At 37.8% G+C, this 18,695-nt stretch carries 17 protein-coding genes; 9 read left to right on the forward strand and 8 right to left on the reverse strand.

Going from position 1 to position 18,695, the window contains the following annotated elements; genetic code table 11:
- Positions 1-91: 91 nt before the first annotated feature.
- The 3 genes from AC6IWN_RS04260 (at position 92) to AC6IWN_RS04270 (ending at position 2,818) form a co-directional block, all read left to right on the forward strand.
- Positions 92-760, forward strand: a complete 669-nt coding sequence (locus AC6IWN_RS04260) for an acyltransferase (protein ID WP_497991132.1) — start codon at positions 92-94, stop codon at positions 758-760.
- A gap of 336 nt (positions 761-1,096) precedes the next feature.
- On the forward strand, positions 1,097-1,789 hold the full coding sequence (locus AC6IWN_RS04265; protein WP_497991133.1) for an iron-sulfur cluster assembly scaffold protein: 693 nt from the start codon (positions 1,097-1,099) through the stop codon (positions 1,787-1,789).
- Positions 1,790-1,807: 18 nt separating this feature from the next.
- Positions 1,808-2,818, forward strand: coding sequence for a GGGtGRT protein (locus AC6IWN_RS04270; RefSeq protein WP_497991134.1), 1,011 nt, complete (start codon positions 1,808-1,810; stop codon positions 2,816-2,818).
- A 339-nt stretch (positions 2,819-3,157) separates the two neighbouring features.
- On the opposite strand, the gene AC6IWN_RS04275 is transcribed toward AC6IWN_RS04270, so the two are convergent.
- The 6 genes from AC6IWN_RS04275 to AC6IWN_RS04300 all read right to left on the reverse strand — a co-directional run bounded on the left by AC6IWN_RS04275 (position 3,158) and on the right by AC6IWN_RS04300 (position 7,568).
- Positions 3,158-4,324: an Ig-like domain-containing protein gene (locus AC6IWN_RS04275; RefSeq protein WP_497991135.1), complete on the reverse strand. Its 1,167-nt coding sequence runs from the start codon at positions 4,322-4,324 to the stop codon at positions 3,158-3,160.
- Positions 4,325-4,579: 255 nt separating this feature from the next.
- Positions 4,580-4,813 (reverse strand): hypothetical protein, encoded by a 234-nt coding sequence (locus AC6IWN_RS04280; protein WP_497991136.1) that lies wholly within the window; start codon positions 4,811-4,813, stop codon positions 4,580-4,582.
- Between the two features lie 28 nt (positions 4,814-4,841).
- Positions 4,842-5,054, reverse strand: a complete 213-nt coding sequence (locus AC6IWN_RS04285; RefSeq protein WP_497991137.1) for a hypothetical protein — start codon at positions 5,052-5,054, stop codon at positions 4,842-4,844.
- 509 nt (positions 5,055-5,563) lie between these two features.
- The gene (locus tag AC6IWN_RS04290) at positions 5,564-5,698 is read right to left on the reverse strand and encodes a hypothetical protein (RefSeq protein ID WP_497991138.1); all 135 of its coding nucleotides are present in this window, start codon (positions 5,696-5,698) and stop codon (positions 5,564-5,566) included.
- 94 nt (positions 5,699-5,792) lie between these two features.
- On the reverse strand, positions 5,793-5,951 hold the full coding sequence (locus AC6IWN_RS04295; RefSeq protein ID WP_497991139.1) for a hypothetical protein: 159 nt from the start codon (positions 5,949-5,951) through the stop codon (positions 5,793-5,795).
- 138 nt (positions 5,952-6,089) lie between these two features.
- Positions 6,090-7,568, reverse strand: coding sequence for an L-fucose/L-arabinose isomerase family protein (locus AC6IWN_RS04300; protein WP_497991140.1), 1,479 nt, complete (start codon positions 7,566-7,568; stop codon positions 6,090-6,092).
- 239 nt (positions 7,569-7,807) lie between these two features.
- On the opposite strand from AC6IWN_RS04300, the gene AC6IWN_RS04305 reads away from it, so the two are divergent.
- Positions 7,808-8,296 (forward strand): DUF4190 domain-containing protein, encoded by a 489-nt coding sequence (locus AC6IWN_RS04305; RefSeq protein ID WP_497991141.1) that lies wholly within the window; start codon positions 7,808-7,810, stop codon positions 8,294-8,296.
- A 168-nt stretch (positions 8,297-8,464) separates the two neighbouring features.
- On the opposite strand, the gene AC6IWN_RS04310 is transcribed toward AC6IWN_RS04305, so the two are convergent.
- Both AC6IWN_RS04310 and AC6IWN_RS04315 read right to left on the reverse strand, forming a co-directional pair.
- A complete protein-coding gene (locus tag AC6IWN_RS04310) occupies positions 8,465-10,234 on the reverse strand; it encodes an anti-sigma factor domain-containing protein (protein ID WP_497991142.1) in 1,770 nt (589 codons plus the stop codon).
- A complete protein-coding gene (locus tag AC6IWN_RS04315) occupies positions 10,231-10,968 on the reverse strand; it encodes a sigma factor (protein WP_497991143.1) in 738 nt (245 codons plus the stop codon). The genes AC6IWN_RS04310 and AC6IWN_RS04315 overlap by 4 nt, the downstream gene beginning before the upstream one ends.
- Positions 10,969-11,346: 378 nt before the next feature.
- Here AC6IWN_RS04315 and AC6IWN_RS04320 point away from each other — a divergent pair, with 378 nt between their 5' ends.
- The 5 genes from AC6IWN_RS04320 to AC6IWN_RS04340 all read left to right on the forward strand — a co-directional run bounded on the left by AC6IWN_RS04320 (position 11,347) and on the right by AC6IWN_RS04340 (position 18,686).
- Entirely contained in the window at positions 11,347-13,143 is a 1,797-nt protein-coding gene (locus AC6IWN_RS04320; RefSeq protein ID WP_497991144.1) for a bifunctional homocysteine S-methyltransferase/methylenetetrahydrofolate reductase, read from the forward strand.
- Between the two features lie 95 nt (positions 13,144-13,238).
- Positions 13,239-15,770: a homocysteine S-methyltransferase family protein gene (locus tag AC6IWN_RS04325; RefSeq protein WP_497991145.1), complete on the forward strand. Its 2,532-nt coding sequence runs from the start codon at positions 13,239-13,241 to the stop codon at positions 15,768-15,770.
- Between the two features lie 61 nt (positions 15,771-15,831).
- Entirely contained in the window at positions 15,832-16,434 is a 603-nt protein-coding gene (locus AC6IWN_RS04330; RefSeq protein WP_497991146.1) for a hypothetical protein, read from the forward strand.
- A 355-nt stretch (positions 16,435-16,789) separates the two neighbouring features.
- Positions 16,790-18,007, forward strand: coding sequence for an ABC transporter permease (locus AC6IWN_RS04335; RefSeq protein WP_497991147.1), 1,218 nt, complete (start codon positions 16,790-16,792; stop codon positions 18,005-18,007).
- 13 nt (positions 18,008-18,020) lie between these two features.
- Complete coding sequence (locus tag AC6IWN_RS04340) at positions 18,021-18,686, forward strand: ABC transporter ATP-binding protein (RefSeq protein ID WP_497991148.1); 666 nt, start codon at positions 18,021-18,023, stop codon at positions 18,684-18,686.
- The last annotated feature ends 9 nt before the right edge of the window (positions 18,687-18,695 follow it).

The following is an 18,695-nucleotide window of genomic DNA, read 5'->3' on the forward strand; positions in this document are numbered from 1 at the left end:
AAACTATGAATTTAGTTCTTCAACTTTTCTTTGGGGATGAATTCATAGTTTTAAGTCAAGATAAAAGGAAGCAAACGGAATGGAGGATTATATGTCAGAACATCTTATGATTAAATCTTTATTTGATTTGGAAGAAACCATAGCCGCAGAGGTATTTAACGGATGTATGTATCCGTGGGAAGTACTTGGAAAGATAAAGGATGAAATCCTCAAGATTGGAGAAACGTTATCTTCTGAGGAATATATCAAGGTCGGCGAGAATGTGTGGATTGCAAAATCAGCCAAGGTAGCACCCACAGCATATATTAATGGACCGGCAATTATCGGCAAGGAAGCGGAGATAAGACATTGTGCATTTCTCCGCGGGAATGCAATAGTAGGAGAAGGAGCAGTAGTGGGTAATTCTACCGAGCTTAAGAATGTAATCTTGTTCAATAAGGTTCAGGTTCCTCATTATAATTATGTAGGTGATTCAATATTAGGGTATAAAGCTCACATGGGTGCGGGATCGATCACCTCGAATGTGAAATCGGATAAAACTTTGGTTAGCGTAAATGCAGGAGAATTAAAGATTGAGACCGGTTTGAAAAAGTTTGGAGCCATACTCGGAGATTACGTTGAGGTAGGATGTAACAGTGTATTAAATCCGGGCTCAGTTATCGGAAGAAGTGCTAATATATATCCGCTTTCCATGGTACGAGGGTATGTTCCCGAAGGTAGTATTTATAAGAAAGCCGGAGAAATAGTAGTGAAGTTGTAAAATGTAATGACAATTGTGTGATTTTTATTATCTAGGGCATATTATTGAGAGCATCAACTATATTATAGTTGATTTTATTATCACAATAATTAATGAACGAATTTCCTATAAAATGGGAGATATTTGCAGTTAAAATTATATAAAAAAACTATAGACTTATTAAGGGTTTTATGCGAAAATATGTTAGGTAAAGAAGATGGATCATTCTGTGATTCACTTTATACTTCATTATCGTAAGTGGGATATGACTTACGATAATTTAATGTTGAAAGCTGTTATTTTCTTAACAAGGAAATGAAATGCTATACTATGTATTATTGAAAGGAGTTTCAAAACATGACTTATTCACATGAAGTTCAATTGATGTGTCCGGTTACACAGGGTGTTCATCATGGAGCAGCACCAATCCCTCAAGAAGCAAAATGGGTACAGGCAAAAGAAATCAAAGATATCTCAGGCTTAACTCATGGTGTGGGCTGGTGTGCACCACAGCAGGGTACCTGCAAATTAACTCTTAACGTAAAGGATGGTATCATCCAAGAAGCTTTAGTTGAGACTGTAGGATGTTCAGGTATGACTCACTCCGCAGCTATGGCATCTGAAATTCTTCCTGGTTTAACTATTTTAGAAGCGTTGAATACAGATTTGGTCTGTGATGCAATTAACGTTGCAATGAGAGAATTATTCTTACAGATCGCTTATGGTAGAACACAGAGTGCATTCTCTGAGGATGGTCTTCCAATCGGTGCAGGTCTTGAGGATTTAGGAAAAGGTCTTCGAAGCATGGTTGGTACTATGTACGGTACTCTTGAAAAAGGCCCTCGTTACCTTGAGATGACTGACGGTTATGTAACAGGTCTTGCTTTAGATGAAAACAGCGAAATCATTGGTTACCAATTTGTTAACTTTGGTAAAATGATGGATTTCATCAAAAAAGGCGATGATGCAAACACTGCATTAGAGAAGTCGAAAGGCCAGTATGGTCGCGTAGCTGATGCTGTTAAGATCATCGACCCAAGACACGAATAGTAAAGGAGGATACATACAATGGCTTTATTTGAATCATATGATAGAAGAATAAATCAAATCAATGCTGCTTTAAATAGCTACGGCATTGCTTCCATTGAAGAAGCAGAGAAGATTACAAAGGATGCCGGACTTGATGTAATTAGCATGGTTAAAGGCATTCAACCTATTTGTTTTGAAAATGCTGGTTGGGCTTATGTTGTAGGTGCAGCTATCGCAATTAAAAAAGATGCTAGAAAAGCTGCTGATGCAGCTGCAGCAATCGGTGAGGGCTTACAGTCTTTCTGTATTCCTGGTTCCGTTGCTGATCAGAGAAAAGTTGGTCTTGGTCATGGTAACTTAGGTAAAATGTTACTGGAAGAGACAACAGATTGTTTCTGCTTCTTAGCAGGACATGAGTCTTTCGCAGCAGCTGAGGGTGCGATCGGTATCGCTCAGTCCGCAAACAAGGTAAGAACAAAGCCTTTAAGAGTAATCTTAAACGGTCTTGGTAAAGATGCAGCTCAGATCATCTCCCGTATCAACGGCTTTACTCATGTTGAGACTCAGATGGATTACTATACAGGTGAGGTTAAGGAAGTATCTCGTAAGGCATACTCCACAGGCCTTAGAGCAGCAGTAAACTGTTATGGTGCTAACGATGTAACAGAAGGTGTTGCTATCATGCATAAGGAAGGTGTTGACGTTTCCATCACAGGTAACTCCACTAACCCTACCAGATTCCAGCATCCAGTTGCAGGTACATACAAAAAAGAATGTGTTGATTTAGGCAAGAAATACTTCTCCGTTGCTTCCGGTGGCGGTACAGGTAGAACTCTTCATCCTGACAATATGGGAGCAGGTCCTGCTTCCTACGGTATGACAGATACTATGGGTAGAATGCACTCCGACGCTCAGTTCGCTGGTTCTTCTTCCGTACCTGCTCATGTTGAAATGATGGGCTTAATCGGCGCAGGTAACAACCCTATGGTTGGTATGACTGTTGCTGTTGCGGTTTCTATCCAGGAAGCTGCTGAAGCTGGCAAATTCTAAGAAATACAGTGTTTTCAAGGGATTGAAGAGCTGTGAAAAGTTACTAAACGTAGTGAAAAGTAGTGAGTAGCACACAAGTAACTCACACGTAGCACACGAAATATTATAATGTAAAAGGGATGTACCGTAATGGAACATCCCTTTTTAATCTGGATTTTTTGATGAAATAACGTTAGCGATAACATTTTTTACAAGGTTTAAGTCCTCTTGCTTTTGCCTTTTTTAAAGTAGTCTTTGTAAATTTGCCGTTACCACACTTGTGCGTATGATATTTCCAAAGAACGGGATTCTTGTTTTTTCGCTCTATTACCTTTATTAATATATTATTGATATTAAGTATTACTTTGTTATTGTGATGTGTATAGTAGCTGCCTTTTTACTACCATCTTTAGCTGTAGCAGTAATTGTAACTTTACCTGCTTTAATGCCCTTTACAAGGCCAGTAGAACTCACTGTAGCAATCTTTGTATTAGAAGATTTCCAAGTAACTGCTTTATTTGTTGCATTGGTAGGTGCTATAGTAGCCTTCACAGTAGTAGTCTTTTTTACTTTTAGTGTCTTAACTGCTTTGAGTTTTATGCTTGATACATTTACAGCTTTAACAGTTATAGTACATATTGCTGTCTTACCATTTGAAGTTTTAACGGTGATTTTAGCTGTGCCAACTGCTTTTGCGGTTACAACACCTTTTGTTACTGAAGCAACTCTAGTATTGGATGACTTCCAAGTTACTGCTTTGCTAGTTGCATTGGATGGTGCAACTGTTGCGGTTAGTGTATATTTACTACCGACATGTAAACTCTTTGTAGTGGCATTTAGCTTAATGCCTGTAACTGGAACGGTGGTTACAAGAAATTTCTTGAATACTTTTAAATCGGTTAAATACTTCGTTCTATTCGTTTCATTATTAATTATAGGTGTTTTTAATTCGATTTTATCTGGTACTAATTGGTTCATATCTGTATCAAAATTTTTCTTTGTTATTTTCTTTTCATTTCCAGATGTAACTTTATAGTAAGTGTTGCTTTTATAAATATAGCTACGATCCGTATTATAACTTAATACATTGTCAGGATCACCTTGAGTACTATTCACTTTATAGAAGTGCCATTCTTTTTCATTGTTCCAGCTATAATAATTCATAATGGTTTTTGTTTTACTGGAATAGAAAAATGTCTCCATTACCCAAGAATTATAAATCCAAACTGCTTTATCATTTTTCAAACTATATGAAAATATCTGTGGTGATTCACCATTGATAATTAATTCAGGAATACCATCGCCATCTAAATCAAGAAGATTGAAGCTTCTAGCAGTAAAGCCTCCATCGCCGCCTTTATATGGATTTGTCGCTAAAATGTTTAAATAGCATTTCATTGCTTTGTTTAATTGTGTATCTGTAACATTAGTCTCTCCAAGTGCTGTCAAACTTGAAAATTGCATGGAAAATAATGCAGTAATAACTAAAATAACAATATAATTCATAACCTTTTTTGATTTTATCATTATTAACCCTCTCTTTAGTATAATTTAACTTATTATACGATACATGACATAATAATGCAATTTTTGAAATGTAAAAAAGGCTGTTGAGGAGGTTCTAATTGCATCTCATAAGAGTAAGATTTTCATTAAAATAGGCATAGTTAACATCATTCTATTTATTATTTTAGATGAACTATATAATAATAGAAAATGTCAACTAATGCCTGCTTTAATTTACATACCACAATATTAAGTTCAGCGTTAAAGTTCTAACCTCTAAAACCCCCAAACATTACCGGAGGTATGACGGTCGCTTTCACTACTTTTCGCTTTGGCACCTCCAGCCTGTGGAATATACTTATAATCATCCGTAGCACCGTTGGTGGGGTTGTTTGATTTTGTTTTAGGGGGTTGATTTTGAGTGTGTGTCACATTTTTATTGGTTATCTTATTCTCTGATATACTGCTTTTACCTTGTTGTTTAGAAGATTTGTTAATGCTATTATCCATTATTTCTTACTCCTTTCGTGATTGACTTTCATCTGTGGTGCAATTTATCAACACAATCAATAATATCCTGACGCGTACGTGATGCATCAGTGTGTTTGACTACATAATCTCTGGTGTCAGAATCTAATGATGCAAGATAATCCTCATTACTGGCATTCATGAAAGCTCCTGGGGAAAAAAATCCATACAATTGAACCATAGGCACTGGTTGATCAGTAACATATTTTTCTGAATGATCCATGTTTATCACCTCCATAATGAAGTATTATCTACATTTACAATGAAATGTATGTATGGATCTGTTGGTATCACAAAATAACATATGTAGTTCCATTTTATTAAAAGTTTAAGATTTTTAAATTACTTTATCTTCTCCTATGGAGTAACTTAAGTACAAAACAGAAGAGTACTACGAATATAATAAACATGACCATAACAATTGTATGGAAGCGAGCATGTGGAAATAGTAAGCCCCAGGTATAATCAGTATAGATAAGAACGTAAATCTTCCACCCGATATTACAGATAATTAAAATTAATAAGTATAGGGCAAAGATACAGATCAGACCCTTCATAAGGTAAGATAGTAGTCGGTTCATCATAATCAGCTCTTTTTTATTTTAATATATGAGCAGGAAAAAATTATATAACAGAAGTGCTTTGGGTAAGCAAATCAGAATAAGGAGATGTTGCAATATAACATTATTTCGCTAAATCATTTATATTGCAACATCTCCTTAGTTTTTCATTTTATTTGACGTGGGTGTGTTTTTTAGAATTCGTAGCGTTACTGCTATTTTTATAGTCCACATCATTGTCTGAATTATTATTCTTAGCGCCGGTATCCTTTGTTGGAGTACTTTTACTATCTTTTGCTTTGGCCACTAAAGTACACTCCTTTCTATAAGATTTGAATATTATTTGTTATTGCTTCAAAAGTATTCATGAATTTGTATAGATAGTAATGCATAGCCAAAGACTACTTTTTCTCATGCTCAGATTCTTTCACTATCTGATCCAGAACATCGATGAGATCATGAATATTATTAAGCTGGACATTTCTCTCGAGTATATCATTTTTTAAATCAACGGACAATGTTTCAAATTTATCCCTGATTGCCGGAGCCACATAAGACATATCATCACCTCAAGGTTAGATTAACCAGATTTTTAAAGAATTATTTATATAGCCGAGAAAAAACCGGGTCGTAAATAATAAGTTCGTTGAACTTATTAATTTCGACCCGGTTCGTCATATAACTATATTATTTGCTAATTATGCAAATGGATTCTCGGATTTGTAAAGCATACCCTTAGGCTGGTTGAAGCCGATATCGGATACTTCTAAGTAACGGAATACGTTGTATAAAGCTTTTCCGTAATGTCCGAATGCAACAGCACCGTGATGAGGATAATTCTTCTCAATTAATACATGGCGATAGAAACGACCCATTTCACTAATTGCAAAGATACCGATTGAACCGAAAGAACGTGTAGCAACAGGAAGAACTTCACCTTCTGCAACATATGCACGAAGCTTCGCATCAGCAGTACTCTGAAGACGGAAGAATGTGATCTGGCCAGGAATGATGTCACCCTCTAATGTACCACGTGTAATGTTTGGCTCCTGATCTGGCTCTAAAGCTCTAGCCATAATCTTCTGATGTTTCATAGAAGAGCTGCTTAACTTGCAGATTGCAGTGTTACCGCAGTGGAAGCCCATGAAAGTATCTTTGTTTGTGTAATCAAAGTTGCCTTTGATTTCTGACTCGTACATATCAGCAGGTACGGTATTGTTGATATCAAGAAGAGTAACAGTATCTTCACTTACACAAGTACCGATGTATTCGCTTAATGCGCCGAAGATATCAACTTCACAAGATACCGGAATACCCTTAGCTGTTAAACGGCCATTAACATAACATGGAACAAAGCCGAACTGTGTCTGGAAGGAAGGCCAACATTTGTTAGCGAATACAACGAATTCTCTAGCACCTTTGTGCTCTTCAAGCCAGTCAAGTAAGGTGATCTCATACTGAGCTAATTTAGGAAGGATACCAGGCATTTTGTTGCCTTCGCCTAATTCTTTAGCCATATCTTCGATTACAGCAGGAATACGAGGATCATTTGCATGCGCATTGAATGCAGCATATAAATCAAGCTCTGAATTCTCTTCGATTTCTACACCTAAATTATAAAGCTGTTTGATTGGTGCATTACATGCTAAGAAGTCCTGTGGACGAGGTCCGAAAGAGATAATCTTTAAGTTCTCAAGACCAAGAATAGTTCTTGCTACAGGAACGAATTCGCCGATCATGTCAGCAACTTCTTCTGCAGTACCTACAGGATATTCAGGTATGTACGCTTTGAGTTCGCGGAGCTTAAGATTGTAGCTTGCATTCAGCATACCGCAATATGCATCGCCTCTACCATCTAATAAGTCATCACCGCTTTCTTCCGAAGCCGCTACAAACATAGTAGGACCATCGAAATATTTAGCTAATAAGGTCTCTGCTGTTTCTGGACCGAAATTACCAAGGTATACAACGAGAGCATTAACTTCAGCTGCTTTAACATCTTCAATAGCCTTAAGCATGTCCTTCTCATTTTCAACGGTAACTGGGCACTCATAGATATCGCCTAATCTTTCACTATAAGCTTTTACAACAGCACTTCTTCTGCTCGCGGATAGTTCCATTGGGAAACAATCTCTACTTACGGCAACTACACCGAGCTTAACTTTGGGGAAATTCATATTTTTACCTCCTAATTGATACATTTAAAAATGAATCTACACTATATTATATGGGTTTGTTATATATTAGTCAATTTGTAATTAATGATATTTTGTATACAGATTAAAAAATTTATAGAATTTACATGAAAGAATACTAAAGATTACCAATATTTGAAAAACTTTGTTGAAGAAAATATTATGATATGGTAGGATATAGGTACGATTTATATTTTTTAAAATAATAGGGGGTAAATTTCATGGACGAATTTAATAATTCTCAGCAAAATAATGCTGATAATACACCTGATTCTCAACCACAGGTAGATCAACCTCAAGTTGAACAACCACAATACGAACAGCCACAGTATGAGCAGCCTCAATATAGTGGGGAATCACAATACCAGCAAACAAGTGGTCAGGAATATCAGTATGATCAAAACTATAATGAATATCCTGAACCGAAGAAAACGGATGCATTTGCAGTCGTATCCCTTGTATGTGGTATCTGTAGTCTTGTTTTTGGATGTTGCTTATACGTTGTAACCTGGATTCCTGCTATCGTAGGTCTTGTATTCGGTATTTTGAGTATCAAGAGAAATCAGAACGGTAATAAAACTATGGCAATCTTTGGTGTTATTCTATCTGCGTTAGCACTTTTGTTAGCTATCGTTTTCATTATTTTTGTTGTCATATTTGCATCCAGTGGTTTTATGTCAGAATTTCAGAATATGAATGTCAATTATTAATAATAGCAGCTACATAGCGGTTATATGATTTGTAACCAAATCTACTTATCAATAAGAGAGCTACGGTATAGGACAGCAGAATCTGTTCTTTACCGTAGCTCTTTTATGAATTATCACTTTAAATTCTCTCGTATGAGAGTATTACTGTGCATGCACTTATTACTATTATTATGGTACCTTATAGGAGACGGAATTGGAGGTGAAACTTCCATTTCCGAATACATAGGTGACACTAAAGTAATAAGTTTCTCCGGATACTAGTTCCGGATTATGGTTATAATCGCCGCTAGAAAGAGAGAGTGTCCAACACGATTTACATTTATCGGAGAAGGAAGCTAAATAACCATCCTCTGGATATTTGGGATTGCGATTACTTTTGGAAGCTACGATTTTATAATAGTTAAAATCAGTGTACGTTTTACCATTATAATAGGTATTACAGTCCTTTACCGAAGTCCACTTAAAGTCCAGTCCACTACAGGAGGAGCTTACGGATAGATCGTAGTTGGAGACTTCTTCGGTAGGGGGCGGCGTACATGGGACAGGTGTGCAGGGAGCAGGTTTGCAAGGAGCCTGAGTTGGATTTGCCGGAATCTTCACTCTTCTTGAAGATGAACTGAATTTGCCATTGTCAAACACATAAGTAACACAAAAATAATAGGATGTTCCTGGGCTTAGCTTTGGTGAACAGCTATTCGTGTCACAGGGATTAATCGTACATTTCGTGGAACTTCGGTCAGTAATACAGGTGAGATATCCGTCCTCAGGATATTGAGGATTGGGATTGGTCTCAGAAGCAACAATCTTATAATATTGAAAGCCTTGATAGGTATTTCCCTTATAAATGACGGTATCGGATTTTGGCTGGGACCAAGAAAAGTCCAATTTGCTGTCCTTGTTTTTAACCGATAGATATGGCTTGAATTCACCGTTATGTATAATTTGAGAAGGCCTTGGTTTAGTGGTTATTGAGGGCTTATCAGTGGGCGAAGGAGTATTACTTGGATTTGTGGTGGAATCCCCATCGTTTTCAGCTGTTTGCGTAGGTGTGACGGACTCCGTTGGTGACGGTGGTTCGGTAAGATCCTGACTACCCGAAGGAATGGGATCGTTAAGCGAATGACTCCTTGATAATTTTTCATTCAGTTTACCGTCCTGTTTAAGAGCGTTTAACTTAAGAAGCAACTCCGTAATGTTGGTATCTCGAACGTCATCGGCAGACAGCTGCCCATTTTCTGATTGGGCATACTGATAGAGCAGTTCTTTTCCGATTGACAAATTATTGCTTTTTGCGCGCTGTATAATGGACGAATCATCAATAAATACGGTTAATACAGAAGCGTCGTTTTGATTTCCTTCTATATTTAATAAGATATCCTTTAACTGATTGGCATATTTTTTGCTATCCGATTCGGTTAGTGAATCATATAATGCGGCGGATACAAGTACAACATTAGTGTCTTTATCGATATAACCCAATTCCTTAGCCGTACTTACAATCTTTTTGATTCCCTCTGGAAGGGATAATTTTTTTAAGTCAACCGAGCTAAGTACATTAACACCATCTTTATTCACAGCATTCGCTTTCACAATCTGTTTATCTTTGTTAATGCTGATCTGAATGCTTGGATTGATGTCGACGGAGACTAAAGCGGTACATACCTGGTCAAATGATGAACTACCTGTATTTAGCGGATGAACCAATGTCACAAGAGCAATTACCGTAACCAGTAAAATCGCAGCAGCCACAACTGCTAGGTTTTTGATGGATTTAAATCGAAAATAATAGGTATTCGTATAAATATCATTCTGTGAAAAAGTGACATGCTGTCCGAGAATAAAGTCCTTCTTGGTTTTTATTGTGACAACGGAATAATCCATCGTAAATACGTATGTTTTATTGTTGGTAATCTCAATAATTGTTCCGGCATAAATCATGTTCTGTTCACTCCTTTCAAAAGAAAACTGCTGTAACTTTTGATTATTTCTAGGTTACTGTTTAAGACAAGGTATAAGGCGATGATGTATTTTCTATGATTTTCAATTGTTTTCCGATTGAGGTGAAAGACGTTCAGTAATTCGTTTATTGGAAGTCTTTTTTCACCCTCTAATCGTTCGGATAATTCCTTTGTAATGGATAGCTTATTAGCGATATGAAGGCATAACAGCTTAGTATCAAGATGTTTTGGTGTTATACGAACTAAATCCTCAAAGGTTATTCCATAGCTGTTTAATCGATTTTTAAAATTTAAAATTTCCTCCTGAATCTCATATTTGTCTGTAAATGTTGATGTTTGGCTGGCATAGTGTTTTTCAAGATAATTATCGTTGTCCCGCGCTTCAAAATAAGTAAAAGGATATTCCAATTGATAACGTTTATTCTGCCTTATGTAATCGATTACGCGTCGATTGATCACGAGGCCCGCATAGTAGAGAAAGTTAACATTTTTAGATGCGTCAAAACCATCAATGGCCTCGTTAAAAGCTTGCAGCCCGATACTGTATTCGTCGGATGAATTGGCTGGTTTTCCAATCATTTTTGATACGATAGATAAAATATAATTCTGGTAATGCTCTACTAGAAAGTTTCTTAGGTGGCTTTCTCCCCTTCTAAGGCGCAGAATCACTTCTTCGGGTCGGATATCATTCTCGGCCTCACTAGTTATTTGCATTGTATTCCCCCTCCGGTATGGATTTACTATATAATTCGGCAGAATATTGTTTTTTTATGGGGTAGGTTGGAAGAATTAGGTCTAAATGCTTAGAAAAGGTAGATGTTTATCGGTTTATATCATATAATGAGATTAACATCAATTAATATGGTCTCTTGTATTGAAGAGATTTGATATAAAATGCTTGTTATGGATGGAAGAATGAAGTATAATATGAAAAATTATTATAAAAGAATTTATAATTATGCTTTTTAGGTACGCATTGTCCAAAATATAGTGCGAAAATGATATTATTGAGATGGGTACAGTGAATAGTTATAACTACTTAATAAACAACAGCAGGTTATTAAAATAATAAATCAGTAAGGATGATGCACGATGAGATTAAAGGATTATTTGGAGAATCACAGACTGATACCAGATGGTTCAATGGGAACCTATTATTCGAGTATTATGGATCAACCGGGTGCGATATCAGAGTATGCGAACCTCGAGGCACCGGACATAATAAAGAAAATCCACATGGAATATATAAAATCCGGTGCGAGAATTCTTCGTACAAATACTTTTGCTGCAAATCGTGAAGTTTTAGCAATAGAGGAAGAAAAACAGTTGTTACTTATTGAAGCTGCTTGTCGGATTGCGAAGGAAGCTCAGATTGAGAGTGACAGCTTGTATCCGGAACATCCCCCGGTATGGATTCTTGGTGATATTGGCCCGATTCCCGAAGATGCAGATACGAAGGAAGAGGATGTATTCAATGAATATAAGAAGATGTGCGACATCTTTTTAGCGGAAGGACTTGAGGGAATTCACTTTGAGACGTTCTCGGGGATTCGTTATATAGAAAAGTTGGTTCCTTATATAAAACAGAAAAATCCGGACATGTTTATTATGGCTAGTTTTTCAGTGAATAAGAATGGCTATACGTCGTCCGGAACGCGTGCGGCACGAATTCTCGACATGGTTAGTAAATTAGAGGGCGTGGATGCCTGTGGACTCAATTGTGGAGTGGGTTCAGGACATATGTATCAAATTTTGAAGAATATCGCACTGCCACTAAATAAATATATCTATGTTGCTCCAAATGCAGGTTATCCAGAGCAGATGCAAAATCGAATGATTTTCATGGATAATGCAGATTACTTTGCAGATAATATGAAGCGAATTGCTGAGCTAGGTATTGATATTATTGGCGGTTGTTGTGGAACAACACCGGAATATATCAGTGATCTTGTAAGTACAATTGACCTAACCCATCAACATCGGACAAAAAGAGCAGTCCGTGGAGAAAATCTTATTGTAGATTTACCGGTGAAGGAAAATGAATTCGAAGCACTTTTAAAAAGAGGTAAGAAAGTAATTGCGGTAGAACTTGATCCGCCCTATGATGCGGATATTGACAGAGTGATGGAATGTGCTCATATCTTAAAGGGCAGCGGGGCTGATATGATAACCTTTGCCGATTCCCCGATGGGAAGAAGCAGGGTGGATTCCATCCTAATGGGTATCAAAATCGCTGAAGAGACAGGATTAAAGGTTATGCCTCATATCTGTTGCAGGGATCGTAATATGATTTCAATCAGATCTACGCTGTTAGGCGCTTACATTCACGGTATCCGTAATCTCTTAGTTGTTACTGGTGATCCTGTTCCGAGTGACAGCAGAGTGAAGACAACCAGTGTGTTTGATTATAATTCCATTAAATTGATGGATTTTGTTAAGGAAATGAATGTTGAGCATTTTTTGACCGAACCACTTTCTTACGGTGGAGCGCTAAACCATGCAAGGGGCAGTTTAAAGAGCGTGGTGGACCGAATGAAACGTAAGATCGAGGCAGGAGCAACTTACTTTCTGACACAGCCTATTTATTCCAAGGAAGATGTGGAGCGAATTCGTGAAATCAAGGAGCAGGTGGATACTAAGATTCTATGTGGGATTATGCCATTAGTAAGCTATCGGAATGCATATTTTATTAAGAATGAATTCACCGGCATCAATGTACCGGATGAAATAATGGATCGCTACCATCCAGATATGACAAAAGAGGAGGGCGAGCTTGTAGCAGCAGACATAGCCCGAGAAGTAATGGAATTACTGGATCCGGTAGCGGATGGGTTTTATTTCATGCTTCCTTTTAACCGTGTCAGTTTAATGGATAAGATATTGCGATAATATGTGTAGTGGTAGAACCTGATTGGCTACAGCAGCAGAATACTTATAATTAGAAATTTAACATAGGATAGATTTAGAGTTGGATAGGAGGAACTATGACAAAAAAGGATTTTGTAGAACTAATTGAATCACGAATTGTGTTAATAGACGGTGCAACCGGAAGTAATCTTCAAAAGAGAGGAATGCCGACGGGGGTATGCCCGGAGGAGTGGATTTTAGATAATAAAGACATATTAATTGACCTTCAGCGTGAGTTTTTAGAAGCAGGCTCTGATATTATACTGGCGCCGACTTTTACCGCAAATCGAATAAAGCTTGCGGAATATGGAATAGAAGAACGAATAGAAGAGATAAATAAAGGGTTAGTGGAAGTTTCAAAGAGTGCGGTAGAAAGTTATTACAAAAAGAACGGCAATCAGCGTAAAGTGTACATCGCTGGTGATTTAACCATGACCGGTGAACAGGTTCAGCCGATCGGTACGCTTTCATTTGAGGAATTAGTGGACGTGTATAAAGAGCAACTAAGGTATGTGGTAGCAGCAGGTGTTGATCTGATTGTTGTTGAGACTATGATGAGCCTACAGGAATGCCGCGCTGCACTACTTGCGGTGAAAGAAACCTGTGATCTACCGGTTATCGTATCGCTTACTTATGCTGAAAATGGAAGAACCTTATTCGGAACCGATCCGAAGACTGCAGTGATTGTACTTCAGAATATGGGTGCGGATGCAATAGGTATCAACTGCTCTACAGGCCCTGATAAAATGGTGGATCTTATTAAGGAGATGAAGCAGTATGCTTATATTCCGATTATGGCAAAACCAAATGCTGGAATTCCGATATTAGTTAACAATGAGACGGTATTCCCGATGGAGGCAGAAGAATTCGCCATTGAGGTAGAAAAATTAGTCGATGCCGGAGCTAGTATTGTGGGCGGTTGTTGTGGTTCGACACCAAAGCATATTGAGTTGTTAACCAAGCAGGTACAGAATAAAAATGCACATGTTATCACAAATGCTCATGTCAGAGCGCTTACTACGGAGCGAAATACCTTAGAGATACCGCTTGATGGGCATTTTATGATTGTGGGAGAGAGAGTTAATCCTACGGGGAAAAAAGCACTTCAGGCTGAATTAAGAGAAGGAATATTAAATATTGTAAATCAGATGGCAAGTGAGCAGGCAGAGCTTGGTGCAAGCATTCTGGACATCAATGTCGGTATGAATGGGATTGATGAGAAGGAGATGATGCTTCAAGTGATGCAGGAGGCAATGCAGGCTAGCGATTTACCGCTTTGTATTGATTCCAGCCATGTTCCTGTAGTAGAGGCTGCACTTCGTATCTATCCAGGTAGAGCATTAATTAATTCAATCTCTTTAGAAAAAGAGAAATATGAAAAACTGATACCAATTGCAAAGAAGTACGGAGCAATGTTTATTCTGTTGCCATTATCTGACGGAGGACTTCCTAAGGATATAGAGGAGAAGAAGCAGGTGATTCAGACGGTTCTTGAGCGAGCTTATAAGTTTGGTCTCACCAAAGAAGATGTGATTGTGGATGGTCTGGTAAATACTGTTGGAGCGAATAGAAATGCATCCATCGAAGCATTACAAACAATCCGTTATTGTAAGGAAGAGCTGGGTGTGGCTACCATAGTAGGATTATCTAATATATCCTTTGGTATGCCGGAGCGCCAATTTGTTAACAGTACATTTTTATCCTTTGCGATACAGACAGGACTTACAATGGCAATAGCAAACCCATCCCAGGATCTCCTGGTTAATACCGCGCTGGCAGCAGATTTGCTTCGTGGCGTTGAGGATGCAGCGGAAGCATACATTGATCGTGTAACGTCAAGACCTACTACAATTACAAGTGGAGCCACTGCACCGAATAGTAAACCGCTACAACCCAAAGCTTCCCCCGAGGTAAATACAAAGGATGCTTGTTGTTCACCCGCCGGGGAACACACGCATGAAGAAAGCGCAGAGCAAAGTCCTGATTATAAAAAGGAGATTTTTGAAGCGGTAGTTAAGGGTAGAAAAAAGATTATTATTGATATAGTAGAGAAAGAATTAGCGCTTGGCACCAAGCCGGATTTAATCATTGAGAATACTCTGATTCCAGCAATAAACGAGGTTGGACGATTGTTTGATAAACAGATATACTTTCTTCCACAGCTAATATCTGGTGCAGAAACGATGAAAACTGGGATCGATTATCTGGAGCCAAAGATAGAGAAAAAGGATTCAGTTGCAAAGGGAACTATTGTAATCGCCACAGTAGCCGGGGATATCCATGATATCGGGAAGAATCTAGTTGTACTGATGTTAAAGAATTACGGTTACCGAGTAATTGATCTCGGAAAGGATGTTCCGTCGGAGAAGATCATTCAGACAGCCAAGGAGGAGAACGCTGATATCATTGGTCTTTCCGCTTTGATGACCACTACCATGGTGGAGATGAGACGTGTTGTTGAACTGGCTCAGGAAGCAGGAGTTACCGCAAAGATTATGGTCGGTGGGGCAGTAATTACAGAAAGTTATGCGGATGAAATAGGCGCTGACGGCTATTCTGAGGACGCGCAATCTGCTGTAGAATTAGTAAGAAGATTTATGTCAATCTAATGGGACTCTGAATTGGTTTGTGCTATATGGAATTGATTCTTGGTAGGAAAGGATAACCTCTATGGGATTATTTCAAAGAAGTAAATTAAAGATTGAAAAAACAATAAAGAATGGAACAAATCAATACTTTGTTGATTATTCAAAACAGAAAGCACCTGAAATTTTTCTAACGAAATTTTATCAATTTATCATAGAAGAGGAAAACTGTTTGATTATCATAGATTCCGATCTATTTTATGAGAAGCGTAAGGGAGAGATGGAAGGCGTATTTGACAGAATCAAGACGGAGCTGGAGCATAAGGGGATCCCTTTTCAAGAGTTTATTACAATGAAGGATGCGGACAATCGAATTCTCGGCATGAAAATGAATACCACAGAGCAGGTAAATCACTACCGGATTGGAGTGCCGTGCAATTCTAATACAATCAAAGAAGTGCTTCCGTATCTAACGCAGTACAATATCTTTTGTTACATACTTAAAGATTCTACCGAAGAAGAACTGATGAACCGTTTTCATGAGATTCGAGGTAATTTAGAAGAATTCAATCAGCTCAGTGAAAGATATGTGTATCACGATAGCTATTTCAAACGTATCGGTGTTTATTGTGATCACGATATCCAATCAAAAATTGAGGATATTGTTCAGCAGTGTGAAACAAAGTAATTATTATATAAGATCAACTATAAGCAAAATATTTAACATCTTAAAAAAGACTGGCGTAAGCTAGTCTTTTTTTTCTATAGGACAGACCTTATTACTATAAAATGATAAAGCTTTTGAATCCTATAGAATAAAAATCACCCCTTGAAGGATGCGCATTCTCCGCGGAACACATACATGCGTATTGTTTTTATCTGCCTGTGGTAGAATACGCTCGGTACGAGAATGTGCCAGGGCACATTCTTGTTATGCTATAAGCTAAAACAACCATATATTGCCAAACTGTTTGCGGAAGTAGTATAATAAATTTAGTGAATGTGGTTGAATGGTGATATACGTTTGTTGGAAGGGGAAGAACATGATTTTTATACGAATAGTTTTAACCAATATGAAACGTTATAAAAGTAAAAGCGCATTGAATCTAATGATTTGTATGATTCTAGTAGTTTTACTAAGTCTATTTTTCGGCAATCTAGAGGGTAATAAAAAACAATTGAAAGATATGTCAAAGACAATCACAATTCATGGACAAATCAGCAATTTGAATGGAACTCTACAAACCGGACTGGTAATTAGGAACAATGTTATAGAAGGTTTGTTGCAGTCAAAGTACATAACGAAGCCTAGCATCACGGTGACATTGTCCGCCTGTGAAGGGAAATTTCCAAAAGAGAATATAAGGTCAAAAGTAATGATTGATGTTGCCGCTGTCACAAATATTGCTGCAATAAACGGGGTATCTGAGAAAAACATAACGACGGATCAAAAGACCTCTTTGAATTTCCTTCAAAAAGATACCGCTACCTGTATCGTGGAGGAAGGATTTTTAAAACAAAATCATTGGAGTGTAGGACAAACCGTTCAGTTATCAGTTTATTATGATTATAGGGATCAAAATCTGGAATACACCATGCAGGAATTGAAAGCAGAACAGTTTTATATTGCAGGAAGTGTAATCTCTACGGAAGGAGAGAATATTCCGCAGGTAATTGTTCCGTTTCAATGGGCTAAAAAAGTATTTAAGGAGAAAAAGTATCCGTTCCTTGCTAATGCGGCTTCCTTTAGTATTAAAAATCCTCTTCAGATTAATGAGTTTAAGCATGAGATGCATCAGAAGTTACATTTACTCGAGATTATTCCGGCAAGCGATTCGGACTTTGCAGGAAATGCTCTGGCAGTTAATGATGAAACATATATTCTATCTGCCTCAAAAATTAAGGATAATATCGCAATGTTAAAGGGGTTCTTACCTCTGATTTTACTTATTATAGTTTTTATCGGGTATATAACCTCCTACCTTCTGATACAGAATCGGAGGGGGCAATATGCGACGATGCGATCTTTGGGTGTAAGTAGTAGAAGCTGTTTTTTCGTTTTCTTATTGGAAAGCTTATTGGTGGAGTTAATGGGCGGAGTCATCGGTATTGCGATATCGAATTTTTTAACAGAGACAAAAGGAAGGGCACTTATCATTGTATTTAGTGTTTTTCTTATCTGCTTTCTGTCCGGTACTGCGGTGGCGCTCTATCAGCTTGGCAGGATGAGTGTATTGAAGGCTTTTGCTCAAAAGGATTAAGGAGGAGGTTAATATGGAAATCATAAAAGCGGAACAAGTTCATTATTCATACCAAACCAAATACCAGACAATCGAAGCAGTTCGTGGAGTTTCCTATTCCTTTGAGACTGGTAAAATGTATGCAATTGTAGGAGAATCAGGATCCGGTAAAAGTACATTTTTGTCCTTACTAGCAGGACTTGATGTGCCCACAAAGGGAACGATTTATGTGGAAGGAGAAGATATTACCGTTCTGAATCGTGATATCTTTCGTAGAGAAAAGGCTTCGGTTGTATATCAATCGTTTAACCTCTTTCAATTGTTGACAGCAAAGGAAAATGTAATGTTTCCGATGGAGTTAAAAGGGATGAAAAAAAAGGCTGCGTCAAAGAGTGCAAATGAATTGATTGAACAGGTAGGACTTCGGAAACAAGTGGCGAATCAGTTTCCACAGATGATGAGTGGTGGCGAACAGCAGAGAGTGGCGATAGCAAGAGCGTTGGCTTGTGGCGGTAAGATTTTGTTGGCAGATGAACCAACCGGTAATTTGGATTCGGAAAATGAGAAGAATATCGTTCGGTTGTTAAAGGAAGCAGCGCATAATATGGATTATGCAGTTATTGTGATAACACACAATCCGGAAGTGGCAGCAGAGGCTGATCATATCTTAAAGATGAGAGATGGTAGGCTAATAGATTAGGAGGGGTTT

It is taken from the genome of Variimorphobacter sp. HTMS_6, assembly GCF_059717775.1.